At 58.0% G+C, this 24,732-nt stretch carries 25 protein-coding genes; 3 read left to right on the top strand and 22 right to left on the bottom strand.

Going from position 1 to position 24,732, the window contains the following annotated elements; all coding sequences use genetic code 11:
- Positions 1-7: 7 nt before the first annotated feature.
- The 6 genes from gap to H6A20_RS03115 all read right to left on the bottom strand — a co-directional run bounded on the left by gap (position 8) and on the right by H6A20_RS03115 (position 5,213).
- Positions 8-1,021, bottom strand: a complete 1,014-nt coding sequence (gene gap, locus H6A20_RS03140; protein ID WP_204905709.1) for a type I glyceraldehyde-3-phosphate dehydrogenase — start codon at positions 1,019-1,021, stop codon at positions 8-10.
- A 127-nt stretch (positions 1,022-1,148) separates the two neighbouring features.
- Positions 1,149-1,952 (bottom strand): histidinol-phosphatase HisJ family protein, encoded by an 804-nt coding sequence (locus H6A20_RS03135; protein ID WP_204905708.1) that lies wholly within the window; start codon positions 1,950-1,952, stop codon positions 1,149-1,151.
- Positions 1,953-1,979: 27 nt separating this feature from the next.
- The gene (gene mnmA / locus H6A20_RS03130; protein ID WP_204905707.1) at positions 1,980-3,065 is read right to left on the bottom strand and encodes a tRNA 2-thiouridine(34) synthase MnmA; all 1,086 of its coding nucleotides are present in this window, start codon (positions 3,063-3,065) and stop codon (positions 1,980-1,982) included.
- 17 nt (positions 3,066-3,082) lie between these two features.
- Positions 3,083-3,526 carry a Fe-S cluster assembly scaffold protein NifU gene (gene nifU / locus H6A20_RS03125; RefSeq protein ID WP_204905706.1) on the bottom strand — a complete coding sequence of 148 codons (444 nt, stop codon included), beginning with the start codon at positions 3,524-3,526 and terminating at the stop codon, positions 3,083-3,085.
- 25 nt (positions 3,527-3,551) lie between these two features.
- Entirely contained in the window at positions 3,552-4,736 is a 1,185-nt protein-coding gene (nifS, locus tag H6A20_RS03120) for a cysteine desulfurase NifS (RefSeq protein WP_204905705.1), read from the bottom strand.
- Between the two features lie 15 nt (positions 4,737-4,751).
- Positions 4,752-5,213: an RrF2 family transcriptional regulator gene (locus H6A20_RS03115; RefSeq protein ID WP_204905704.1), complete on the bottom strand. Its 462-nt coding sequence runs from the start codon at positions 5,211-5,213 to the stop codon at positions 4,752-4,754.
- Positions 5,214-5,371: 158 nt separating this feature from the next.
- Between H6A20_RS03115 and H6A20_RS03110 the strand changes: the two genes are divergently transcribed.
- Positions 5,372-6,715 (top strand): oligosaccharide flippase family protein, encoded by a 1,344-nt coding sequence (locus H6A20_RS03110; protein WP_204905703.1) that lies wholly within the window; start codon positions 5,372-5,374, stop codon positions 6,713-6,715.
- On the opposite strand, the gene H6A20_RS03105 is transcribed toward H6A20_RS03110, so the two are convergent.
- A complete protein-coding gene (locus tag H6A20_RS03105) occupies positions 6,607-7,215 on the bottom strand; it encodes a flavin reductase family protein (RefSeq protein ID WP_204905702.1) in 609 nt (202 codons plus the stop codon). The two genes, H6A20_RS03110 and H6A20_RS03105, sit on opposite strands and share 109 nt — an antisense overlap.
- Before the next feature lie 10 nt (positions 7,216-7,225).
- Positions 7,226-8,860, bottom strand: a complete 1,635-nt coding sequence (locus H6A20_RS03100) for a putative manganese-dependent inorganic diphosphatase (protein ID WP_204905701.1) — start codon at positions 8,858-8,860, stop codon at positions 7,226-7,228.
- 228 nt (positions 8,861-9,088) lie between these two features.
- On the opposite strand from H6A20_RS03100, the gene H6A20_RS03095 reads away from it, so the two are divergent.
- Positions 9,089-9,727 carry a S1 RNA-binding domain-containing protein gene (locus H6A20_RS03095; RefSeq protein ID WP_338106563.1) on the top strand — a complete coding sequence of 213 codons (639 nt, stop codon included), beginning with the start codon at positions 9,089-9,091 and terminating at the stop codon, positions 9,725-9,727.
- Between the two features lie 53 nt (positions 9,728-9,780).
- On the opposite strand, the gene H6A20_RS03090 is transcribed toward H6A20_RS03095, so the two are convergent.
- The 14 genes from H6A20_RS03090 to H6A20_RS03025 form a co-directional block, all read right to left on the bottom strand.
- Positions 9,781-11,781, bottom strand: a complete 2,001-nt coding sequence (locus H6A20_RS03090) for an FUSC family protein (protein WP_204905699.1) — start codon at positions 11,779-11,781, stop codon at positions 9,781-9,783.
- Between the two features lie 55 nt (positions 11,782-11,836).
- Complete coding sequence (locus H6A20_RS03085; protein WP_204905698.1) at positions 11,837-12,268, bottom strand: C-GCAxxG-C-C family protein; 432 nt, start codon at positions 12,266-12,268, stop codon at positions 11,837-11,839.
- Positions 12,225-13,181: a hypothetical protein gene (locus H6A20_RS03080; RefSeq protein ID WP_204905697.1), complete on the bottom strand. Its 957-nt coding sequence runs from the start codon at positions 13,179-13,181 to the stop codon at positions 12,225-12,227. The genes H6A20_RS03085 and H6A20_RS03080 overlap by 44 nt, the downstream gene beginning before the upstream one ends.
- Before the next feature lie 33 nt (positions 13,182-13,214).
- Positions 13,215-15,137 (bottom strand): NAD(+) synthase, encoded by a 1,923-nt coding sequence (locus H6A20_RS03075; RefSeq protein WP_204905696.1) that lies wholly within the window; start codon positions 15,135-15,137, stop codon positions 13,215-13,217.
- Between the two features lie 15 nt (positions 15,138-15,152).
- Positions 15,153-16,031 (bottom strand): Hsp33 family molecular chaperone HslO, encoded by an 879-nt coding sequence (gene hslO, locus H6A20_RS03070; protein ID WP_204905695.1) that lies wholly within the window; start codon positions 16,029-16,031, stop codon positions 15,153-15,155.
- 75 nt (positions 16,032-16,106) lie between these two features.
- Positions 16,107-16,862: a class I SAM-dependent DNA methyltransferase gene (locus H6A20_RS03065; protein WP_338106562.1), complete on the bottom strand. Its 756-nt coding sequence runs from the start codon at positions 16,860-16,862 to the stop codon at positions 16,107-16,109.
- On the bottom strand, positions 16,863-17,339 hold the full coding sequence (locus tag H6A20_RS03060; RefSeq protein WP_204905694.1) for a methylglyoxal synthase: 477 nt from the start codon (positions 17,337-17,339) through the stop codon (positions 16,863-16,865).
- A 33-nt stretch (positions 17,340-17,372) separates the two neighbouring features.
- Entirely contained in the window at positions 17,373-18,938 is a 1,566-nt protein-coding gene (locus tag H6A20_RS03055; protein WP_204905693.1) for a putative ABC exporter domain-containing protein, read from the bottom strand.
- Positions 18,935-19,633, bottom strand: a complete 699-nt coding sequence (locus H6A20_RS03050) for an ABC transporter ATP-binding protein (protein WP_204905692.1) — start codon at positions 19,631-19,633, stop codon at positions 18,935-18,937. Before H6A20_RS03050 ends, H6A20_RS03055 begins: the two co-directional genes overlap by 4 nt.
- A gap of 80 nt (positions 19,634-19,713) precedes the next feature.
- Positions 19,714-20,352, bottom strand: coding sequence for a Uma2 family endonuclease (locus H6A20_RS03045; protein ID WP_204905691.1), 639 nt, complete (start codon positions 20,350-20,352; stop codon positions 19,714-19,716).
- 98 nt (positions 20,353-20,450) lie between these two features.
- Complete coding sequence (locus tag H6A20_RS03040; protein ID WP_204905690.1) at positions 20,451-20,861, bottom strand: transcriptional repressor; 411 nt, start codon at positions 20,859-20,861, stop codon at positions 20,451-20,453.
- Positions 20,862-20,873: 12 nt separating this feature from the next.
- On the bottom strand, positions 20,874-21,248 hold the full coding sequence (locus H6A20_RS03035) for a heavy-metal-associated domain-containing protein (protein ID WP_204905689.1): 375 nt from the start codon (positions 21,246-21,248) through the stop codon (positions 20,874-20,876).
- A 174-nt stretch (positions 21,249-21,422) separates the two neighbouring features.
- Complete coding sequence (locus H6A20_RS03030) at positions 21,423-23,504, bottom strand: heavy metal translocating P-type ATPase (protein WP_204905688.1); 2,082 nt, start codon at positions 23,502-23,504, stop codon at positions 21,423-21,425.
- Positions 23,501-23,779 carry a DUF6110 family protein gene (locus H6A20_RS03025; protein WP_204905687.1) on the bottom strand — a complete coding sequence of 93 codons (279 nt, stop codon included), beginning with the start codon at positions 23,777-23,779 and terminating at the stop codon, positions 23,501-23,503. The genes H6A20_RS03030 and H6A20_RS03025 overlap by 4 nt, the downstream gene beginning before the upstream one ends.
- Before the next feature lie 332 nt (positions 23,780-24,111).
- Between H6A20_RS03025 and H6A20_RS03020 the strand changes: the two genes are divergently transcribed.
- A complete protein-coding gene (locus H6A20_RS03020; RefSeq protein WP_204905686.1) occupies positions 24,112-24,729 on the top strand; it encodes a TetR/AcrR family transcriptional regulator in 618 nt (205 codons plus the stop codon).
- The last annotated feature ends 3 nt before the right edge of the window (positions 24,730-24,732 follow it).

Genomic DNA, 24,732 nt, shown 5'->3' with positions numbered 1-24,732 from the left:
GTCTGAATTATGCTAATTCTGCAAAGTATTTGATTGTCCTTACCATCTGGCTTGTGTAGGAGTTCTCGTTGTCGTACCAGGAAACAACCTGTACCTCTGTTGTGCCGTTCTCAAGCGGAAGCACCATGGTCTGTGTAGCGTCGAACAGAGAACCATATCTCATGCCTACGATATCGCTGGATACGATCTCGTCTGTGTTGTATCCGAAGGACTCTGTGGAAGCAGCCTTCATGGCAGCGTTGATCTGATCAACTGTCACGTTGCCCTCTACAACTGCTGTCAGGATCGTGGTGGATCCTGTCGGGGTCGGAACACGCTGTGCAGCGCCGATGAGCTTGCCGTTCAGCTCGGGGATAACAAGGCCGATCGCCTTGGCAGCGCCTGTGCTGTTGGGAACGATGTTGATGGCAGCCGCGCGGGATCTTCTCAGATCACCCTTTCTCTGCGGTCCGTCCAGAGTCATCTGGTCGCCTGTGTAAGCGTGGATCGTGCACATGATACCGGATTTGATCGGTGCAAGATCGTTCAGGGCCTTAGCCATCGGAGCCAGGCAGTTTGTCGTACAGGAAGCTGCAGAGATAACGGTGTCCTCAGCTTTCAGTGTCTCGTGGTTTACATTATATACGATAGTCGGCAGATCGTTTCCGGCCGGTGCGGAAATAACAACCTTTCTTGCGCCTGCCTTGATGTGGGCAGATGCTTTTGCTTTGGATGTATAGAAACCTGTACACTCCAGAACAACGTCTACGCCGATCTCGCCCCACGGAAGCTCCTCCGCGTTTGCCATAGCGTAGATCTTGATCTCTTTTCCATCAACGATGATGGAATCATCTGTAGCCTCTACCTTGTCAGCCAGAGCGTATTTGCCCTGAGAAGAATCATACTTTAACAGGTGAGCTAACATTTTCGGGCTTGTCAGGTCGTTGATGGCAACTACCTCATATCCCTCTGCGCCGAACATCTGTCTGAAAGCGAGACGTCCGATACGTCCAAATCCGTTGATTGCTACTTTTACTGCCATGATTACATTCCTCCTAAAGTCAATTTACTGTTTCACAGCTCTTTCGTCCTTCAACTTTGTTAAAGAACTCTCAACCATTAACAATTGTACTAAATCTGGTACAAAAATTCAAGAGCATTTTCCATTTTCATGCAAGGAGTTTGAAAACAGGCTTCCTCTCCTTAAATTCCGTGTAATATCGGAATCCGCAGGACTTCAGGATCTCATCCGCCCTGCCGAATTCCCAGGCGATGTGTTCCGGCCGGTGTCCGTCCGCCCCCACGGTGATGATCTCCCCGCCCAGTTCCCGGTAGCGCCGCAGCACATCCGGATGGGGATGGGCGAAGGGAAGCCCGTATTTGAGGCCGGCCATGTTGAGCTCGATGCCCTTCCCGCGCTCAATGACCGCCCGCAGGATGGCGTCGATCTCATCCTGGTACTTCCGGTAGGAATAGTCCGCCGCGCCGCGCCTTCCGTAGCGCACCACATAGTCGATATGGCCCAGCACATCGAAGTCCGGCGTGTTCTCTATGTCCGCGAGCATTTCCCGGAAGGCCTGCCTGTAAACCTCCTCGTCCGTCCTTCCCTCAAAGACCGTGCCCAGGGCCGGATCGTCCCCGTCCACCACATGGAGGGAGCCGATCACGAAATCAAACGGATACTTTGCCGTGAACTCCGTGAAAAAGCCACCCAGCCGGGGCTGCATCCCCAGCTCCACGCCGATGCGGATATCGATCCGGCCCCTGTACTCCTCCTGCAGCGGCCGGAGGGTCTCAAAATACCGGTCCGCATCGAAGATACTCTCATCCCCCCAGCCCATGTAATCCTTGTCGTAGTGGTCTGTAAAACAGATCACTTCCAGTCCTTTCCGGATCGCGCCCTCGATCATCTCCCGCGGCTGTGCCTCCGAGTCGTGGGAGAAGGAAGTGTGCATGTGCACGTCTGCTCTCATCTGTCTGTCACCCTTTCCAATATAAAGCTACCTGCTGCCTGTGATCGTTCCCCCGCCCAGGACGCAGCCGTCCTCGTAGAGGACCACCGCCTGCCCCGGCGCGGCGGCCTGCACCGGCTCGTCGAAGGTGCACAGGATCCTGTCCTGCCCCGTCTTTTCCACCGTACACCAGGCGCCCCTGTGGTTGTAGCGTATCTTGGCGAACGCCCGCACCGGCTCCGCGATATCCTCCACCGCCATGAAGTTTACACGCTCCGCCTGCACGAAACGGGAGAGGGATTCCTCGCCGCCCCCTACCACGATCTCGTTTGTCTCTGGCCGGATCTCCTGCACAAAGACCGGGCGGCCCAGCGACAGGCCCAGCCCTTTTCTCTGTCCGACGGTGTAGTGCACGATCCCTCTGTGGCGCCCCACCACCGTGCCGTCGGAGAGGACGAAATTCCCCGGCGGGAACGTCTTTCCGGTCGTCTCCTCAATAAAGGAGGCGTAGTCTCCGTCCGGCACAAAGCAGATGTCCTGGCTGTCCGGCTTGGACGCCACCGGCAGTCCCAGATCCTGCGCCATGCGGCGTATCTCCTCCTTTGCGTAGGCTCCCACCGGCATGAGCGTCCGGGCCAGCTGCTCCTGGGTCAGGCTGTAGAGGGCGTAGGTCTGGTCTTTGATCCCGGCCGCGCAGGTGCGCAGCGTATACCGCCCGTTCGGGAGACGGCAGACCCTGGCGTAATGTCCGGTGGCGATGCCGTCCGCCCCGATGGCCATGCTGCGGTCAAGGAGCGCCTCCCACTTCACATACCGGTTGCAGGCGATGCAGGGATTCGGCGTCCTGCCGCATGTATATTCCTCTATGAAATAATCGATGACGGAATGCCGGAACTGGGGTTTGAAATTCATCACATAGTAGGGGATGTCCAGCATGGCCGCCACTCTCCTGGCATCGTCCACCGCCTGGAGGCCGCAGCAGCCCCCGTTCTCCTCCAGGGCCGTCTCCTCCTCATCCTGCCAGATCTGCATGGTGACGCCGATCACATCATATCCCTGCTCTTTTAAAAGCCAGGCTGCCACGGAGGAATCCACGCCCCCCGACATGCCCACCACAATCTTCTTCATCTCCATCTTTCCGCCCCTTCGGATCAATACTCCTCTTCTTCCTCTTCCTCGCCCTCATGGATGTCTGACTTGGGCTTTTCCAGGCCGTCGATCACAATGCCGTTCTTCTGGGCGTAGTCCCAGAGGGCCGCATGGATCGCCTCCTCCGCCAGGAGGGAGCAGTGCACCTTCACCGGCGGCAGTCCGTCCAGCGCCTCCATGACCGCCTTGTTGGTCACTTCCATGGCCTCCTGTATATTTTTCCCTTTCACAAGCTCTGTGGCCATACTGCTTGTCGCCACCGCGGCGCCGCAGCCGAATGTCTTGAATTTCACATCCCGGATGATCTGGTTCTCGTCGATGTCCAGATAGATGCGCATGATATCGCCGCACTTCGCGTTGCCCACCGTGCCTACGCCGCTGGCGTTCTCGATCTCTCCCATGTTTCTCGGATGCTGAAAATGATCCATCACTTTCTCTGTGTACATTGTCTGTTCCTCCTTGCAGATACTTCTATTGCCTGTTCTTCTTTACAAAATCCTCATAGAGCGGGGACATGTCCCTTAGCCGCGCCACGATCTCCTTCAGGGCGTCCACCACATAGTCGATGTCCTCCCTTGTCGTCTCCTCCCCGAGGGTCAGCCGCAGGGAGCCGTGGGCGATCTCATGGGGCAGCCCGATGGCCAGGAGCACATGGGACGGATCCAGGGATCCGGATGTGCAGGCCGAGCCGCTGGATGCGCAGATACCCTTCATATCCAGCATGATGAGGAGGGATTCCCCTTCTATGAACCGGAAGCTGAAGTTGGCATTGTTGGGCAGCCGGTCCGTCGGATGGCCGTTGAGCCGGCTGTAGGGGATCTCCGCAAGGACGCGCCCAATCAGGTGATCCCGCAGTTCCCGCTCCTTTGCAGTCCGCTCTTCCATACTCCGGGCGGCCCGCTGCGCCGCCGCTCCAAGGCCGATGATGCCCGGCACATTCTCCGTGCCTGCCCGGCGCTTCCTCTCCTGCGCGCCCCCGTGGATAAAGGAGCGGATCTTCACGCCCTTGCGGATATAGAGGAACCCGATCCCCTTGGGGCCGTTCAGTTTGTGGCCGCTGGCGCTGAGCATGTCGATGCAGCAGTCGTCCACCCGGATCGGGATCTGCCCGAAGGCCTGCACCGCATCCGTGTGGAACAGCACCCCGTGGGCCCGCGCGATCTGTCCGATCTCCCGGATGGGCTCGATGGTGCCGATCTCATTGTTGGCAAACATGACGGAGATGAGGATGGTGTCCGGCCGGATGGCCGCCTCCACTGCAGCCGGGCTCACGACCCCGTTCTCATCCACATCCAGGTAGGTCACCTCATACCCTCTCTTTTCCAGGTACGCCCCGGTGTGGAGGATGGCATGGTGCTCGATCTTTGTGGTGATGATGTGTTTCCCTTTGGAGGCATAGGCCTCCGCCGCGGCCTTGAGAGCCCAGTTGTCGCTCTCCGTCCCCCCGGCTGTAAAGTAGATCTCGCTTGTGTCCGCTCCCAGGATCTTCGCGATGGTCTCCCTCGTCCCTGTCACCGCGTCCTTGTTCTTTGCGGCAAAGCTGTAGACGCTGGATGGGTTCCCGTAGCTCTCGCTGAAGTACGGGAGCATGGCCTCCACCACCTCCGGCGCTGTCCTCGTCGTCGCCGCATTGTCCAGGTATATCAGTCTGTCCATTTATTCTTCCTCCTTCTATCTGCTGCTGCAGGCTTTCCCGCAGTCTGTCTTGCCGGGCCCGAGCTGCCTGCTCTTCTCCACGAGCGCGTCCAGCATGATCCCGTTGACTGTATCGTTGATGCTGTCGTTGATCTTCTTCCAGACATATTTTGTCACGCAGCTCTCCGCCGCCTCGCATCCCTCCTCGGGATGGAAGGCCGCGCATTCGGCCGGCTCCAGCTTTCCCTCCAGGGCCCGCAGGACGTCCCCCACAGAGATCTCCCCCGCCGGGCGGGCCAGCACGTAGCCGCCGGCAGCGCCCCGGATGCTCTTTACAAGGCCGGCTTTTCTAAGGAGCGACATTAGCTGCTCCAGGTATCTCTCGGATATATCCTCCCTGGCGGAGATGCTGCTGATAGAGACCGGCTCCTCCCCGCAGTACCTCGCCAGATCCACAAGGGCGCGAAGCCCGTATCTTCCTTTTGTGGATAGCTTCATTGGTATTCTCCTCTCCCAAATCCCTAGTGTTTTACTGGGATTTCTGTTAGTAGGATAGCATCCCCATCTTTTCCTGTCAAGTTCTTTTAAAAAAACAAGGCAGGCATAGGCCGGGCCCCCGGCGCATACACTCTAGCAAATCCTTCCGGGAGCGAGCCATGCTGCGAAACCATGCCCTGATACGGGGCGCTTTCATCCTCACCCTGTCCGGTGCGGCCACCCGCTTCATCGGCTTTTTTTACCGCATGTTCCTGGGCCGCGCCTTCGGCGGGGAAAGTGTCGGGCTCTACCAGCTTGCCTTCCCCGTCTACGCCCTCTGCTTTTCCGTCTGCGCCGCCGGCGTGGAGACAGCTATATCCCGCAGTACGGCTGCGGGCCTTGCCGTGAGAGATCCCCTCCGGGTCCGGGCCGCCTTCCAAAGCGGCCTTTCCCTCTCCGTGCTCCTGTCCTTTGCCGCCCTGTTTTTTGTCCAGGGGAACGCCGGTTTCCTGGCAGGGCAGCTCCTGGGGGACCCCCGCTGCGCGCCCCTGCTTTGCGTACTCATCCTCGCCCTCCCTTTTGCATGCGTGCACGCCTGCATATGCGGCCACTGCCTCGGCAGGAAGAGCACGCGCCTCCCCGCCCTCTCCCAGCTTCTGGAGCAGGCGGTGCGGGTGGGCAGCGTTGTCCTCCTCTTTCACATCCTGGACAGCCGGGGCATCCGGCCCGGCATTGCACTGGCAGCCGGCGGCATCGTCGCCGCCGAGGCGTCCGCCGCCTTCTACTGCCTTGTCAGGATGCGCGGCAAAGGCTCCGGTTCCCGCGGCATCCTCTCCTTCACGGCATACAAAAAGGGACTGGGGGAGATCCTCTCCACCGCAGTCCCTCTCACGGGGAACCGTGTGCTTCTCAATATCCTGCAGAGCGTGGAAGCCGTGTCCATTCCGCTCAAACTCCAGGCGGCCGGCCTCACGGCCGGGGGCGCCCTGACCGTCTACGGGGCGCTGACAGGCATGGCCCTGCCCTGCATCCTGTTTCCCTCTGCCCTGACCAGCTCCGTCTCTGCCATGCTCCTGCCGGCCGCGGCGCAGATACAGGCTTCCGGGGACAGGCGCGCCATGCAGGAGATCGTCCGGAACGTATTTTTCTCCTGCTTTTCCCTCGGCCTCTTTTTCGGTCTTCTCATGGCCGCGGGCGGGAACATGCTCGGGCAGCTCTTGTTCCACAGCAGGATGGCCGGTCGCCTCATCGCCACCCTGGCCTGGATGTGCCCGTTCCTCTACACGAACAGTTGCCTCCTGAGCATCCTGAACGGCCTGGGGAAGACGCATCTTACCTTCCTCTTCAACGCAGCCGGCCTGCTGCTGCGCATCGGGAGCGTCTTCCTTCTTGTCCCTGCCTTCGGGATCCGGGGCTATCTGTGGGGGCTTCTGGCCGGGCAGGGCGCTGTCTTTGCCCTGTGCTTTTTCACGCTGTACCCGAAGCTGCCCTTCTTCCGCCCCAGCTCCAGGTACTCGCCGTGAGAGTAGGCCACAAGGGCGGCATCGTTGAGACGGAAACGGCCGCTGTCGTCCATGTAGGCCGTGTCCGCCTGGACCGCCTCCACCTTCGCAAGAAACATATGGTGGCTTCCCAGTTCCTTGATCTCCGTCACCCGGCACTCGATATTGACGGGCGCCTCCTGGATGAGGGGCGCGTACGCAAGGGCGGACGCCCTGCCCCGTGTCAGGTGCATGGCTTCCCACTTGTCCACATCCCGGCCGGAGCGGACGCCGCACCAGTCGGCAGCCCGGAGCAGCCTGTTCGTGGTCAGGTTGATGACGAACTCGCCGCTGTCCCTAAGAAGGCCGTAACTGTAGCGCCCCGGCCGCACGGAGATGTAGACCATGGCCGGGTTCGTGCAGACGGTCCCCGTCCAGGCCACGGTGATGATATTCGTATGTCCCTGCCGGTCCCCGCAGCTCACCATCACGGCAGGCAGGGGGTAGAGCATGTTGCCCGGCTTCCAGATCTGTTTTCCCATCGTATCCCTCCTACTGCTGCAGCACGCCCATGAGGGCGGGGATCAGTTGTTTCTTCCGGGACACGACGCCCTTTAACCGGATGGGTCCCTCGTCGTCCGGCAGTTCAAAGGCGTCCTGGGCCGTCTGTCTGGCCTGGGACCCGCTGCACAGAAGCTCCGTGGACTCATCCAGGATGTGGGTCAGCATGAAATAGATCATGTCCAGATTGTGGCCTTTGCGCGCCTCCTCCAGATAGGGGACGAGCTTTTTCCGGATCTCCGCAAGCTCGCTGCTGCTCATGGAGTTGATCTGCCCGACCCCGAACACCACGCCGTTGACGGTGAACTGCTTGAAGTCCTGGAAGCAGATATCCTGCGCGCTCTTCCCTTTCAGGTTGCTGCCCGCGTTGAACATCTCCGCTGCCAGCTTCTCCGGCTCCACGCCTGCGATAGCCGCCAGCTTCTCGGCGGTCGCCGTATCCAGCGCCGTGCAGGTGGGCGAGCGGAACAGCAGGGTGTCCGAGATGATGGCGGAGCACAGAAGCCCTGCCACAGAGGGGGTAATCTCCACGCCGTTCTCCTCGTACATCTGTGTGACGATGGTCGCCGTGCAGCCCACCGGCTGGTTGCGGAAGTAGACCGGTCCCATGGTCTCTATGCTGCCCAGCCTGTGGTGATCGATGATCTCCAGGATGTCCGCCTCCTCGATGCCGTCCACCGCCTGGGACTTCTCGTTGTGGTCCACCAGGATCACCTGCTTCTTCCGGGCGTCCAGGAAGCGCCTCCGGGAGATAAAGCCCTTGAAGTTGCCGTGCCTGTCCAGGATGGGGAAATCACGGAACTTTTTCTTCGTCATCTCGTCCTTGATATCGTCCACATAGTCGTCCATGTGGAACACGGTGAGGGTTCCCTCCGTCATGAAATACTTGACCGGGATGCTCTGGTTGATAAGCCTGGCCGCCGTGAACGTATCGTGGGGGGTCCGGATGATCACGATGCTCTGCTCCTCCGCTTTGCGCAGCAGCTCCTCCGGTATGTCCGCGTCGTTGCAGATCACGAGACAGCTTGCATTGATATCCACCGCGCACTCCTGGCTCTCGTAGCGGTCTCCCAGGATGACCAGGTCGTCCTGCTCGATGAATTCTTCCATGGACTCCGTCGTGGAGGCTCCCACCGCCACCTTCCCGCGCACAAAGTAGCCGTGCTCGTTCCCGGTGATCAGCTCCCCGTCCAGCGTCCGCACAATGTTGCGGTACTGGGTCCTGGCTTTGGCCAGGATCGTATTGTCATATACATCCATGTAGGACTTCGCCACGTCGCCGGTGGAGATCAGTCCCACCAGCTCCCCGTCCTTGAGGACCGGGATGGACTTGACGGCCTGGGATTTCATGAGTTCCCACGTCTCCTTGATGGAGACGCCCGGCTCCACGCCCTCGATCCTGTGGATGTCCAGGTCCTTCACCTGCAGCTTCACGTCCGCCAGAAGCCGCGGCGCGTCCACCTTGAACCTGCGCAGCACGTACTGCGTCTCCTCGTTGATCTGGCCGGCCCGCCTTGCCACGTACTCCTTCCCTGTGATCTCACGCTTCAGGTTCGCGTAGGCGATGGCGGAACAGATGGAGTCTGTATCCGGGTTCTTGTGCCCTACCACATAGACTTTTCTCATTATAATCAACTCCTGTATGTACATCTTCTTTCTCTCAGATTAAGATTGCCATCTTTTTTATCCCCAGTCAACCAAAAAAATCCACTTCTTTGCTTTTTTCTTTGAACAAAAGCCCGGTTTCGTGCTATACTGATAACAGTATGTGGAAACACATAAATACGGTGATGAGAAAGGACAGACAGTATGAGCGAAGAATTATTACAAGAGGAAAACAGACCGGAAGAGACAATGGCAGACTACGAAGAACATCTGGACGACGCCAATCCGTGGAACGTGGTACAGCGCTACATGGAGAACAGGACCGTCCTCCCGGTCAAGGTGGAGGGAATCGTGAACGGCGGCGCGATCGCCATGGTGGAGGGCCTGCGCGGCTTCATCCCTGCATCCCGGTTATCCTTATCCTATATCGAGGATCTGGAGACATATCTCCTGAAAGACATTGAGGTGCGCGTCATCGAGGTCAACCAGGCCGAGAACCGCCTGATCCTCTCCGCCCGGGAGATCCTCCGCGAGAAGGAAAAGAAGGCCATGGAGGAAAGGATCGCCAATGTGAAGATCGGCAGCGTTGTCACCGGCAAAGTGGAAAGCCTGCAGAATTACGGCGCTTTCGTGCGCCTTGAGGACGGCCTCTCCGGCCTGGTGCACGTATCCCAGATCAGCCGGAAGCGGGTCAAATCCCCCAAGGACGTTCTCTCTGTCGGCGACGAGGTGAAGGTGAAGATCATCGGCCTCAAGGACGGCAAGATCAGCCTCAGCATGAAGGCTCTCGAGGAGAAGGAAGAGGAGGCGGACATCAAAGTCGACATCCCCAAGTCTGAGAGCATCGGCACAAACCTGGGCGATCTGTTCAAAAACATCAAACTCTAGGCTGTTACAGTTCAAAATGAAGAGAGGATGCAGGCTGACCTGCATCCTCTCTTTTACTGTTCTTTGTTTTCCAGCACGATCCTGTACATCTTTGACAGATTTTTCGCGTACGCCGTGAGGAAGTAGGACAGCTCCATTTCCCCTTCCGCCCCGCGTCTGTACGTGATCCTCTCTGCAGGCGGAAGGTTTTTCTCCCCTTTAAACCCGAGCACATCCTGGATCTGGGCCAGCACATACCGGGCGTGGGCGGTATAATTCTCCATCTCCCGTCTCCCGCTCTCCCCCAGATGCCCCGAATTGACAAAGAGGAGGATCTGTTCGATCTCGGAAACCATGTCCCAGGATATGCCCATCAGTTGCCGGTACATCTCCCACGGCGGTCCGTTCCTCTTCCCCAGGTATTCCATCACCTGGCCGTGGATCAGATGGTACTCTGTCTGGGCGTCGCAGATGGTCCCGTAGTCCGTCTGTACGTCCAGGGCCTCTTCCAGCATCTGCAGGTACAGGTGATGCATGCGCAGCACTTCCGACAGGTTAAAGCGGAACTGCTGTCCCGCGCTTGTCGGAAAAAAGAACCGGTTGATCACAAGTACAAGCACCACCGCCGCCATCACATAGATCATGCGGAGTTCAACAGCCGTCTCCTCCTGCATGGCCAGCGTCACCACCGAGAGCGCGAAACAGGTGACAAAAGAGGCGTGGACGCAGGTCCCGGGCGTGGCGGTATACATGCAGGCCGCCATAAGACCGGCCATGAGGAAGTGCCCCTCCATCCCGCCGAGGAACGGCAGGAGCGCGCTCATGATCACGCATCCGGCCGCTGTGCCGATAAAGCGCGTCAGCATCCTGTACCGGCTGTCCTCGTACATGGGCCGCAGGAGGAGGAAAGCGTTCAGCGGCAGCCAGTACGCCCGGTCCGCCCCGCTCACATGCACGAACAGGAAGGACAGGGTAAGCACCGCGCTCATGCGCAGGGCAAACCGCATCTCAAACCCGTCCGGCTTCATCTGGAACCTCAGTTTGCCAAGCGGTCTCTGGTGGCGCGGCATGAGCCATTCCGCGCCCTGCTCGGCCGCATCCCGCTCATCAAATTTCCGCAGGATGATGAGGAAGGGGATGAGGAAGCTGCTGACAGAATGGTGCAGTTCATCCTCCGAGGCCTCCGCCATCTCAAGGATCCCCTCCCCCTCCTCCCTGAGGGCTGCCCTTGCTTCTCTCTCCCAGAAGCGCGCCTGCGCCGCCTGCGCAAGGCACACAGCCGTGCGCTCCAGGAGCTCCCTCGTGCCGGAGTCCTCCAGCATGGACGGTTCAAACCTGCAGCTGATAAAGTAGGAAGCACGCTGGAACAAAAGCGCGAACATGTAGGCGATCTTTCCCTCCCGGGTCGCGATCTGACGGCTTCCCCGCTTCGCGTAAGTCTCCTGGTACTGGAGCTGCTGCAGCCTGTAGATGTCCCGCAGCATCTCCGGGGACTTCTCCTGCCCGTCCAGCTGCTGGCGCAGGCAGTCCGCCAGGAGGCGCAGTCCTTCCTGCTGCCGGCTGTAGTCTGACCGGGCCGGATACATCTTCTGATAGAGCTTCACCAGCACAAAAAACCAGACAAGGCTGTACACGAAAGCCCCTGTCTGGATCAGGAAACCGCGGAAGTCAAGGGGGATGAGCTGCAGGAATGTAAACGTCATAAGACCGGAGAAATACCCCATCTTGTTAAAACGGCTTGTCCGGAGGAACACAAGACCAAATGGCAGAACAAGATTAAGTCCCACAGACAGCGGGAAAGAAAGCGTGGCCAGATAGGCCGCCACACTGATGGCAAGCTGCACAAGCGCCATGTGCACAAGGCTGTCCCAGGACTTCCTCTGCCGGTAGTTTGTCTGGAACAGCAGCGTGGCAAGGGACACCACCATCGTGTACTGTGCCCCGAAGATCAGGATGACCGTATAAAACAGGAACAGGAAAAAACAGATCACAGGAAGGGCGCTTACAAAATTGGCCCGCACGATCCGGGCCTGCCCGGCAAGCCGGCTTTTGTATCCTTTTCCCTTCTTCAGCATATCCGTATCCTCCTGTGACCATGTATATGCCGCCGTTTCTCCTTTTATGACAAAATTATGGCAGAAGATCCCATTTTTTCAGAAGATCTTCCAGGATCTGCGCCGCTTCCTCCACGCAGGCCATGCAGCACGGCAGGGGCTGGGGCCCGTCCTGCGTCTTTAAGTCCCGGCAGTAGAGGGACCCTCTTCTCTCCTCAAAAAGGCGGGCTGCCTCCTGGAATTTGGCGTATGTATCCAGCTTCGTGCGGGTGGGATCCCCCATGTCCCCGGCGCTGTTGGCCAGGCTGATGACAAGGAACATGCCCATGACCGCGCCGCATGTGTCCTTCAGGCCTCCGATCCCGGACCCGAACCCCTCCGTCATGCGGAACATGTCCTCCCGGCTCACCCCGTACCGTTCGCAGGCTGTGCAGGCCACAGCCTGACAGCAGTTGTATATCTTGTTAAAGTTGGCCCTCGCCTTCTCCTGAAGCTTCAGTTCCTCCATCCTTCTTCTCTCCTTCCTTCTCCCTGTCATCCGGTACTGGCTGCGGGCCAGGCTGATGCTCTGCCTGTACCGCTTCCTCCGGATGCAGGTATCTTCTCGCATCCCGCACAAACATCAGGCGGTTTCCGTGGGCCTCCACATATGCGTAGGCGCTCCGGGCCGCCGTATCGCTGCCGCTCTCCTCCTCCAGGAGGCCCGCCTGCCAGGCCCTGCTCACCTTGGCCCACTGCTCCTGGCTGCCCCGGTCTGCCAGGGCAAGATACTCCCAGAAGAATTTCCACGCGAATTCCAGGTCCCCGTTCTCCCTGGCCCGCTTTAAGTTGTTCACTGCGCAGAGGATCCGCATGTTCTTCTGATCCTCCCTGCCGCTGATCCTTCTCTGAAACTCATTTTCCAGCCCGCTCACCTGCTCCTTCTCCCCGAAGCGGAAGAAAAGCGCGCTCTTTATGATATAGTAGTTCAGCCGGTTGGTCTTCTTAAAGGAGGATGGATCTGTGTGCATGACCGTATCCATGGCCTGCCGGAAGCTGCCCTGATAGTACTGGGCGACCGCCAGGTTCAACTGCTTCAGGTTGCTGTTGCCGCAAAAACCCATGTGGTAGACACAGGCCTCAAAAAGGAACGGGTCGCAGGCTGTCTGCAGCGCGCTGTAGATCCACCGGTCCGCTCCCCTGGCCGTGAGAGCCAGCACAAGGAGCAGGGCAAAGTGGGCGATCAGAAGGCAGATATCCGTCATCGTCCGCCCGTAAAATCCCACCCAGTAGTACAGGGGCGCCACGGCCAGCAGCATGTACAGAAGATGCGCCGCCACGAGGGCGAATCCCGCCCATCCCAGATATTTCTGCAGACGGTAGTTCCGCACCCGCCGGTCCACTTCCCTTTGATCCACCTGGTCCATTTCTTCGATCGTCATTCTGTCATCTCTCCTTCCGGTCTATTCTGTCTCTTACTCTTCCTCTGCCGCCTTCTCAAGATCCGCAAGCCAGGCAGCCGCGCAAGCGTCGCTCGGCATGCGCCAGTCCCCTCTCGGGGAGAGGGCCACCGTCCCCACCTTCGGGCCGTCCGGCAGGCAGGAGCGCTTGAACTGCTGGCTGAAGAACCGCCGGCAGAACGTCTGAAGCCACTTCAGGATCGTCCCGCTGTCGTACTCGCCCGCAAAGGCCAGCTTCGCGATCCGGTAGATCTTGGACGGCTCGTACCCGAAGCGCAGGAAATAGTAAAGGTAAAAATCATGCAGCTCATAGGGGCCTACCAGATCCTCCGTCTTCTGGGCGATCTGCCCGTCTTTGGGAGGAAGGAGCTCCGGGCTCACCGGCGTGTCCAGCACGTCGCACAGCACCTCCCCAAGCTCCCTGTCCTCCTCCGTGTCAGCGCAGTACTGCACCAGATGGCGCACCAGCGTCTTTGGCACGGAGGCGTTGACGCCGTACATGGACATGTGATCCCCGTTGTAGGTGGCCCAGCCGAGGGCCAGCTCCGACATGTCCCCGGTGCCGATGACCAGGCCGCCGGTCTGGTTGGAGATGTCCATGAGCACCTGGGTCCGCTCCCTTGCCTGGGCGTTCTCGTACGTCACGCTGTGATCCTCCATGTCATGTCCGATATCCCGGAAATGAGCGGCCACGGAGTCCGCGATCCGCACCTCGCGCAGGCTGGCTCCCAGCTTCACAGCCATCTTGCAGGCGTTGCTGTAAGTCCGGTCCGTCGTTCCGAAGCAGGGCATGGTGACAGCCACGATCTGCTTTCTGTCCATCCCGAGCATGTCAAAGGCCCGGGCCGTCACAAGGAGGGCCAGCGTGGAATCCAGGCCGCCGGATATCCCCACCACCGCGCTCTTTGCATGGGTGTGGGCCAGCCGTTTCTTAAGCCCCATGGCCTGGATGGTGAGGATCTCCTCGCACCGTCTGTCCCTCTCCTCCCGCTCATCCGGGACAAAGGGCCTGGACGGGAAGGCTCTTGTCAGCGCCGTCTCCCCGATCTCCACCTGGAAGGGGACGCGGAGCAGGCATCTGCCGGATGCCGTCTTAAAAGTCGTATTCTTCCTGCGCTCGCCAAGGAGGCGCTTCACATCAATATCCGCAAAGACAGCGCCGTTCCGGAACCTCCTGGCCTGTGCAAGCACCGTCCCGTTCTCCGCGATGAGGTTGTGGCCGCCGAACACGAGATCCGTGGTGGACTCGCCCTCGCCTGCATTGGCATAGATATAGGCGCAGATCAGGCGGGCGGACTGCCCCCCGATCAGGCTTTGCCGGTAGGCCGCCTTCCCGATGGTCTCATCGCTGGCAGAGCAGTTGACGATGACGGTGGCTCCCTCCCGGGCCGCACGGATGCTGGGCGGCACCGGGGACCACACATCCTCGCAGATCTCTGCAGAGACGACGAGTTCCGGCATGCCGCACGCCTCAAAGAGGATCTGCGGGCCAAAGGGCACGGACTCTGCGCCAAAGCGGATCTGGCGCACCGTCTCCGGGCCCTCCCGGAACTGCCGCATCTCATAGAACTCCCCGTAGTTGGGGAGGAATGTCTTCGTTGTAAATCCGAGGATCCTGCCCCGATTCAGGGCCGCCGCCACATTGTAGAGCTCCCCGTCCACCGCCAGGGGAAGCCCGACGAAGAACAGGGCATCCAGCGTCTCCGACAGCCTGGCGAGAGCACTTACGGCCTCCCCGGCCTTCGCAAGGAGCACATCCTGGGTAAAAAGATCCCCGCACGTGTACCCTGTGAGGGCCAGCTCCGGGAAGACAACGATCTTCGCCCCCTGCGCCGCCGTCTCCTCCATCAGACGGCCGATCTGCTCCTGATTGTATGCCACATCCGCCACGCGGATGTCCGGCGTGGCCGCAGCCACCTTCACAAAACCATGTCTCACGATCTGCTTCCTCCTTTATCTTCTGCTTCTTTTCAAGATCTCCTGCAGTTCCTCCACCGTGTATGTGTACGCGGTGTTGCAGAAGTGGCATTTCACCTCAATGTCCTTCCCGTCCGCGATCATCTCCCGGATCTCCTTCTCCCCGATGCTGGCCACTGCCCGCTCCACCCGTTTCTTGGAACAGTTGCAGTAAAACCGGGCCGGCATCGTGTCCGTGATCTCCAGATCCAGCCCTTCCGTCAGATCCGCAAGGAGCTGCTCCGGCGTGTATCCCGCCTCCAGAAGCTTCGTAACGGACGTGATCTTCCCCACGTTCTCCTCCAGGCGGCTGATGACGGACTCCCGGGCAAAGGGCATCAGCTGCACGATGAAGCCGCCGGCGCATTTCACCGTGTTGTCCTTCTCCATGAGAACCCCAAGTCCCACGGAGGAGGGCACCTGCTCCGAGTTGGCGAAATAGTATGTCAGGTCCTCCGCGATCTCGCTCGTCACAAGGATCGTCTGTCCCGAGTAGGGCTCCTTGAGGCCCATGTCCTTGATGACCGTGAGAAGGCCGATCCCCACGGCGCCTCCCACATCCAGCTTGCCGTTCTTCGGCGGCAGGATCACGTCCGGGTTCTGCACATAGCCCTTCACATCCCCTTTGCTGTCCGCCGTCACGGTGATGCCGCCGATGGGGCCGTCCCCGTTGATCTGCAATGTCAGCACATCGGTGTCGTTCTTCATCATGCTCCCCATCATCACGCCTGCCGTGAGAAGCCGGCCCAGGGCCGCCGTGGCCACCGGGCTTGTGGCATGGCGGCTCCTTGCCTCCTCCACCAGGTCTCTCGTGGTGGCCGCAAAGGCTCTGATCTGGCCGTCAGCCGCCGTGGCTCTTACTATATAATCTGTCATAAATCCATGATTCCTTTCTGCTTTTCTCTTGCAATATTGTAACTTTTTTCCCTACATTTGACAAGGGAGCGCGGCTCATTTTCCGCGCTCCCTCAAAACCATCGTTATTCTTTCCGTCTCCGGCCCGGGCGGCGCATCCGTGTACGCCTCGAAGGCCCCATCGACCAGCATGCCGGCCCGCTCTGCCAGATCCCGCATCTCCTCCAGGGTGTACGCCCGCTGGAAATGCTGCTCCTGGTATTTCCGGTAGAGCCCCTGCTCCTCCCGGATAAACAGCGTCAGCTCATACTCGTTGATCCGGTCTTTCGGATCATAGTAGTTGTCCCAGATGAAACTGCAGTCCTCCCGGTCCTCGGCAATGGTCTGCTCCCCCAGCACGTCCCGGTACTTGTACTCCGTGTTGAAGTCAAAGATGAAGAGGCCGTCCGGGTCCAGGTAGTTGTTGACCAGCCGGAACACCTGCACGAGCTCCTCCGGGTCTGTCACATAGTTCAGGCAGTCGCAGACGCTCACCACGGCCCGCACCGTACCGTAGAGTTCAAACGCGCGCATATCCTGCATCAGGTACAGGATGTCATGCCCGCTCCTCTCCCGCTTCTCAAGGGCCTGCTCCAGCATCTCCGGGGATCCGTCCACGCCGATCATGTCGTAGCCGGCATCCGCCAGCTCTTCCGTCATGCCGCCTGTGCCGCAGCCCAGATCCAGGACAAGGCCGTCCCCGATCCCGTGCTCCCACAGTTTTTTTCTGATATACGCGGCCCACTCCCCGTAGGGCACATTGTCCATGAAGGTGTCGTAGACAGCCGCAAAACTTCCGTACGCTTCCGCCACTTATTTCATCCTCTCCACACGCTGCTGGATCGTCAGGTTAAAGTTCTCGATCTTCCTCGCGTAAGGCTCGGACATGAACCGTGAATGGAGCATGAAATCCGCCGTGGCCAGGTTGTTGGCGATGGGGATGTCGTAGACCACCGCAATGCGGAGCAGCGCCTTCACGTCCGGATCGTGGGGCTGCGCCTCAAGCGGGTCCCACAGAAAGATCATAAAATCGATCTGCCCCTCCACGATCTTAGCTCCGATCTGCTGGTCTCCTCCCAGCGGGCCGCTGCAGAACCCTTTGACCGGGAGTCCGGTCTTCTCGGCGATGAGCTTGGCCGTCGTGCCGGTCCCGCAGAGGAAATGCCCTTTCAGTATCTCCTTGTTCCGGTCACACCAGTCCACCAGCTCCTGCTTTTTCCCGTCGTGAGCCACCAGGGCGATATGCTTCGTCTTGCCGATCTCCATCGTGACAAATTCCTGCTCCAACATCTGTTCGTCCTCCTTGCATGTTGTCCGTCTTCTCTACTCCCACTGCTCCATACACTCGAATCTCGGGACTGTAAGCGCAGCGATCAGCACTGTAATTATCATACTATAAACCGGCGCGATTAAAAAGACCAAATTTGCATTTATCAGCAGGGAAGCCGGGATACACGCCAGGGCGCCGATCCCCAGGATCCCGCCCTGCACGCCCAGCAGGAAGAACTGCTTCCCCGTGATCCCCAGCGTATTTCCGAGAAGGCTGTCCCCCAGCACTTTGATGTAGAGACGGTTTGCCTGCAAAGCCACATAGGTCAGGATAATGCTCAGGATCTGCCAGGGCGCGGTCCCCCAGGCGATGCCCACGGGCACGAAGAAGATCACTGCGTCCACAAGCGCCTTGAGATGCTCCGTGCAGGTGGCGTACCAGAGTTTCCGGGCCGCGCTCTCCGGAATGAGGAAAATGTACGGGAGATCCAGCTCCTTGCCCCATTTCCCCATGTAGCCCGTACCCACGAACACCATGTACACGGCGATCCCCATCAGGACCATCCGGGGCGGGAATTCCTCCGGCCGGCCCACAAAGGCAATGCAGACGACGGCCCCGACGAGGGCTGCCAGGGTAAAGCCTGTAAAGATAAAGAACCGTTCCTTTTTGTATTCCAGCATCTGGCGGCTGAAGATGGCGCGCGCCCCGCTGCCCCAGCCGGACAGGGAGACCTTCTTCAGCTTTTTTCTGCCAAATCCGATCGTGTTTTCCCCCTTCCTGCTCCTCCTGCGGATCTCCGCGTAGTCGTCCGCGAATTTTGCCGCATCTTCATAGTAGGCGCCCGTGCAGCGGATCTTTGCCGCCACAAGGCACAGGCCGCCGCAGGCGAGGACGAACAGCACCGTTCCGGTGACATTCCACGGATCCGGTCCCATCACGAGAAGGCTCACCGCCGAGACTTCCCAGCCTGCCACCGGCAGAAGCTTCAGCGCCGGCGAGCGGAAGAAATCCACCACAGCGTCCCCGCTGATGCCCCGGCTCATGAAATACCAGGCGATCACAGCAAGGACCGCGCCCACCATGGCAAAGATCACAAGGCGCAGGAGCCGGATCAGCCACCGGAACCTCTCCTCCCCGGAATACAGGAAGACCATCAGGCTCGTCTCCAGCGCCGTCTCCATCACGAAACTGCACACAAAGAGGAGCACCGCCCGGAGCGGTTCCACATGGAAGATCACAGCAGCCGCCACGGAAAAAAGCAGGCTGCCGCAAAGCGCCATCAGGTAATTGAGGGAGGCTGCGTGGAGCAGCACCAGCTTGGAGCTGACAGGCGCCGTAAAGACAAAATGGGCGTGTCCGGGACGGAAGATCACGCCTTTTAGCTTCGCGTAGGACAGAAAGTTGGCGCAGAACAGAAAGTAGATCCACACGGTCATGACATAGACGATCCCCTCCCTGTACGCGATGCCGCCGGCGACGGCCAGGGAGCCGAAGGCGACCAGGATGCTCACGATATAGAAGACAGCCAGCGCAAGATACAGGTAGGTCGCCGGTCTGCGCACCGCCTTCTTCACCCGGTTGATCAGGGTTCTCTTTGTCAGATAGAAAAGCGCCCTCATCTCTTCTCACCGCCTGTCACTTCAAAGAACAGGTCGTCCAGGTCCCTGTCGCCTGCATCCTCCTTACGCAGGGATGCCTTGATCCGTCCCCTCTCCATCACAAACATCACATCCCACAGTTCCTCTACCATCTCCAGCATGTGGGTGCTTATGAGGACTGTCACCCCCTGTTCCCGCAGCTCCAGGATGACTGCCTTGAGCTCCCGGATCGCCTGCGGATCCAGCCCTACCATGGGCTCGTCAAAGAGGATGACGCGGGGCTTCACCGCCAGGGCGCAGAGGATGCTCACTTTCTGCATCATGCCCTTGGACAGCTCGCTGCCCAGCTTGTCCGCCTTGTCCGTCATATCGAACCGGGCGAGAAGCTCCTCCACTTCCCCGTCTGTGATGCTGCTTCTGTAGGCCATGCGGATGTAGGTGATATGCTCCCGCACGGTCAGCGCCTCGAACATGGCCGGGATCTCCGGGACATAGCCGAAGATCCGCTTCGCCTCCAGCTCCCGGGACGGGATCCCCTGGATCCGTATCATCCCCTCATACCGCAGCAGCCCTGCGATGCTCTTGATGATCGTGGATTTCCCCGCGCCGTTTGGCCCCAGCAGGATGCCGATCTGCCCGTCCGGCACAAAAAAGCTGACCTGGTCCACCGCCAGGTTCTTTCCGTACATTTTCCGAAGTCCCTGCACTTCCAACATAGGCTGTCCCTCTCCTCGCTTGTATTAATATTATAATACAAGTATAGTCAAAGGAGCCTCCTGTGTCAACAGCGGTTTCTTCAAAAGAGGAGTCTCCCGGATATCTCCCGGAAATCTATCCCGGGACAGCCTCCGAAGATCCCTACAGGCACTTTGTCCTGAAAGGTATACATGGAGATGCACGGACTGTCCTCCCCCTCAAACCGATACGTAAGGACCGCCTTCTTGTCCGGATCTACGATCCAGTATTCCCGCACGCCTGCGTTCATATATTTCTGCACTTTCAGCGTACAGTCCTTCTTCCTGGTGGAGGGCGACAGGACCTCCACGCACAGATCCGGCGCGCCGCAGATCCCTTTCCTCACAATCTTCTTCTCGTCGCAGATCACCACCAGATCCGGCTGCACCATTGTCCTGTCGTCACAGTCAAGCTGCACATCCAGAGGGGACAAGGCAACCCGGCAGGTCCCTTTGTTCGCCCTGATACAGTTCACAAACGCAACGGACAGCTCCATGATCAGCTCCTGATGCATATAGTCTGGCGCTTCCATATAGATCAGCTCCCCGTCGATGAGCTCGGCCCTCACCTCATCCGGCAGTCTGCGGTAATCATCCACCGTAAACTCCCCCTGTCTTTTTGCCGCGTATAAGGCGAACTCTTCCCGGGCCATTCCCAGTTCTTTTGCTCTTTCTTTCAGTTTTTCATAAAACAACGGCATCTTCACCCCCCCCTCATATGTTTACTGTTTATGTAATATATTATAGGAAGGTTTATGCTTATTGTCAATTTTTTTCATCCCATATACCGCTCCGTCAGCTATGTCTGCCTGTCATGATAAATAATCTTTGCTATTTTCTTGCCTGCAGACAGATACCCTCTCTGCCTGGCACCATCCTGAACGATTTGATCCAGCTTCGCCTTTGGCATCCGGAAAACCGTATCGTCCTCCAGGATGATCTCGCATCCATCTTCATTCTCACATTCTTCCCCGCATGCGACCCGGTACATGTTCTTCCGGCTGATCGCCCCGATTTCCTCCAGCGCATTGATCATCCGGTAGACAGTCGCGACACCGATCTTTTTGTCCTCCCGCGATGCTTTATAAAAGATGTCTTTACAGCTTGTGCAGTCGTTTTCCAGGATAATATCGATCAGGATCTTCCTCTGCTTTGTAATCCTGCATCCGTTTTCTTTTAATCTCTCAATGATCGCATCTTTCCTGCTCACGTTATCCCCGCCTTATTCCTGCAAAATACCGTCCACTTTAAAACCCGCTCTTTCCACCGCCCGCTTCAGGTCAGCTACATCCACCGGCCGGTCATAGGAAACTTCCGCACTGTTATCTTTCAGGTTTACTTTTGCGGAAACCCCGTCTATCGCGTTAAGCGCACTGGTCACGCTGTTCACACAGTTCTGGCAGTGCATGCCTGAAATGCGGATCGTGCGGCGTCCGATCACAGGACCGTCAAGCGTTTTCTTTTTCGGCTTTTTCGGTTTCACGCTGCCGGATCCGCCACCGCAGCATGCCCCCTCTCCTTTGAAATGCTTCCATGACCCCTTCACCGCAAAGATGAGAACGATCAGGATCACGATCATGATAATCACGTCACTCATCACTATCCCTCCGTCCTGTTCCTTTTATTCCATTGATTAGTATACGCTAACTATAGTTAGCATTCAATAACCCTTCGCAAATTTTATTGATATTTTTTCTCAAAAGCAAAAAACTGATGTTTTCTGCAACAAATCGTCACGGAAAACATCAGTCAAAAATTTTTAACCGGCCCGCTATTCTTCTGTCAGAAGATTCCTCATGCTTCTTAAACTGATCAGCAGAGTGGATGTGTTGTGGAGCAGCGCCGAAGTCGTCGGCTGGAGCACGCCGGCAATGCCAGACACGATCAGTCCTGCGTTGATCCCGATGATCTGGTGATAATTTTTCCCGATCCGTTTCATCATCCCGTTAGCAAGACGCTTCAGCACGACCAGTTCCGCCAGATCTTCTGCCGCAATGGTGATGTCGGCGATCTCTCTTGCAAGCTCTGCGCCGTCGCTGATGGCAATGCCGGCGTCAGCGGCAGACAGGGCAGGCGAATCATTGATCCCGTCCCCGATCATGATGACCTTGTGTCCCAGCGCTTTCTCCCGCTCCACAAATCCTGCCTTTTCTTCCGGCAGCACCTCCGCATAATACTCGTCCACGCCGACCCGGCGGGCGACAGCGGCCGCGGTCTTCTCACTGTCCCCGGTCATCATGACCGTTTTCTGTACCCCGTGGGCTCTCAGCGCAAGGATCATATCCGCCGCCTCTTCCCGCAGCGGATCTTCGATGCAGATCACCGCGACAAGTTCCTTTTCAATGGCGAGATACAGGTGGGAGTACTCTTCCGGCAGCGCCTCAAATCGCTCCCGGTATTCCGGGCGGACTGTGCAGCCTTCGTCTTCAAAGACAAAGTGACTGCTTCCGATCACCACTTTTTTCCCGTCAATATACGAGGAGATCCCATGCGCCACCACATACTCTACTTTTGAATGCATTTCCTCATGGGCGAGCCGCCGCTTCTTCGCAGCATCCACCACGGCCTTTGCCATGGAATGTGGGAAATGTTCCTCCAGGCACGCTGCGATCCGCAGGCATTCTTCCTCCGGTTCGTCTCCGAACGGGATCACTTCTTTCACCGTGGGCTTCGCCTTGGTAAGCGTCCCGGTCTTATCAAAGACTACAGTGTCCGCTTCCGCGACCGCTTCCAGGAATTTCCCGCCTTTCACGGTGATCCCGTACCCGCCGGCCTCCCGGATCGCCGAGAGCACAGTCAGGGGCATGGCAAGCTTCAGGGCGCAGGAGAAGTCCACCATAAGTACAGACAACGCCTTTGTCACATTTCTGGTCAGGAGTCCTGCTGCTGCCGTGCCAAGCAGAGTGTACGGCACCAGCCGGTCGGCCAGATGCTCTGCCCTGCTCTCCATGGAAGACTTCAGCTTCTCCGAATCTTCGATCATGGCCACGATCTTTTCAAATCTGGTGGAACCGGAAACCGCCTTCACCCGGACGTCCAGTTCTCCTTCCTCCACCACGGTTCCCGCATAGACGGACTGCCCTGGCACCCTGCGCACGGGCATGGACTCCCCTGTAAGGGAGACCTGGTTTACCATGCCTTCCCCGCCGGCAACCTCTCCGTCAAAGGGGATCACATTTCCCATATGTACGGTCACCACGTCGCCTTTCCGGATCTGATCCGCCTTTACCAGGATCTCCTGCCCGTCCCGTTTCAGCCAGACCTTTTTAATATTAAGGGACATGCTCCGCGCCAGATCTCCCACGGACTTTTTATGGGTCCACTCTTCCAGGAGTTCTCCCACTCCCAGCAGGAACATGACTGAACCGGCGGTATTAAAGTCCCGCCGCAGGACGGAGACCCCGATGGCAGTCGCATCCAGAAGCGGGACTTCGATCTTCCTCTCCCGGATGCAGCGCAGCCCCGCCGCAAGATATCGAAGCGACCTGATCGTCACGATCCCTGCGCGCAGGGTCGCAGGCACCAGAAGCCTTCCGCCGTAGTGCAGCAGCACTTTCGCGATCAGTTTTTCCTTATAAGATGCGTTCAGCTCTCTACCGGAATTGCGGACAACGGTCTCCGGAACCGCTGCATCTTCATACCGGAAGTTCTTCAGCAGACAAAGCAGCGCGGCGCGCTCCCCGGTATAACAGATGACAGCGTCTGCGGTGCGCTCATACACTTTCACATCCGTTATATTACTCTGTCTGTCCAGGTACCAGAAAAGAGTATCCGCCTCCGCACATGTCATTTTCTCCTGAACGACATGGATGCGGAGACGGCCCCTGATCTCATGTTTTATGATAAATTTCATAACCGCTCGTCTTCCTCTGTCTCCGGCACAGCCGCCGCTTCCTGAGCCGCCCTTTCTTCATTGATCTGCTGCGCCTCAGCGAGGATATCCTCCGCGTTCTCCTGCACAGTCGTGACGGTTTTCATCACGCAGTCCTTTGCCCGCAGCGCCGCTGCCGTACACTCTGTATAAACCTTCTTCGCATCTTTGCTGGATAAGATCTTTACCCCGGCTGTCCCGAAGAGGACTCCTCCTGCAAATAATCCGATCTTTTTCATTAATGACTCACTGAACATATACTTCTACCTCCTGATAATACTTTTTACTGCTCTGCCGCCGGCTGATCACTTGTGTCTGTATCCGGTATAAAATACCATTATGAAACAGAACACGGCAGCCCATGCCCAGAATCTGTGCTGTTTCATGCGCCATCACTTCCTTCTGTTTTACTAGATTACAATAAGAATACTATATCAGCATAGCAACACTCTCCCAGGGTAGTCAAAGCTAATCGGCCTTGTCGATAAAACTTCTCACTATCCTACATAATCCCTGAAACCCACTTGACAGCAGCGAATTACTTTCATAATATAACATTGTTATATATCACTGTTATATGGAGGTCGTTATGGATGAAAAAACAGTATCTACATTAGAACGGATCCAGCAGGCCGCATTGGACGAATTTGCAGAGAAGGGATTCCTGGGCGCTTCCCTGCGCCAGATCGTGAAAAACGCAGGTGTGACCACCGGCGCCTTCTACGGCTACTTTTCCAGCAAGGAAGCCCTGTTCGCCTCCATCGTGGAGCCTCATGCTGCTGCCCTTATGGGAAAGTTTATGGAGGCCCAGACTTCCTTCGCGGAACTGCCCGAAGAACAGCAGCCGGATCACATGGGCGTAGAATCCTCGGACTGCGTCCACTGGATGGTGGATTATATCTGTCGGAACCGGGAACCGGTAAAGCTGCTGCTTTGCCGGTCAGAAGGCACCAGCTATGAACATTTTGTCCATAACATGGTTGAGGTGGAAGTGGAATATACACTGAAATACATGAACGTCCTCCGCCGCCTCGGGCGGGAGATCCCCGAACTGGATGAACAGATGTGCCATATCATTGCCAGCGGCATGTTTAACGGGATCTTTGAGATCGTGATCCACGATATGCCGGAAGGCAGGGCACTGCGCTATGTAGATCAGCTCAGGGACTTTTATACAGCCGGATGGCTGAAACTGATGGGGCCGTAGCCC

It is taken from the genome of Mordavella massiliensis (genome assembly GCF_016901695.1).
Classification (GTDB): Bacteria; Bacillota; Clostridia; order Lachnospirales; family Lachnospiraceae; genus Claveliimonas; species Claveliimonas massiliensis_A.
The sequence above is the reverse complement of the archived record's forward strand: the minus strand, read 5'-3'. Positions and strand labels throughout refer to the sequence as shown.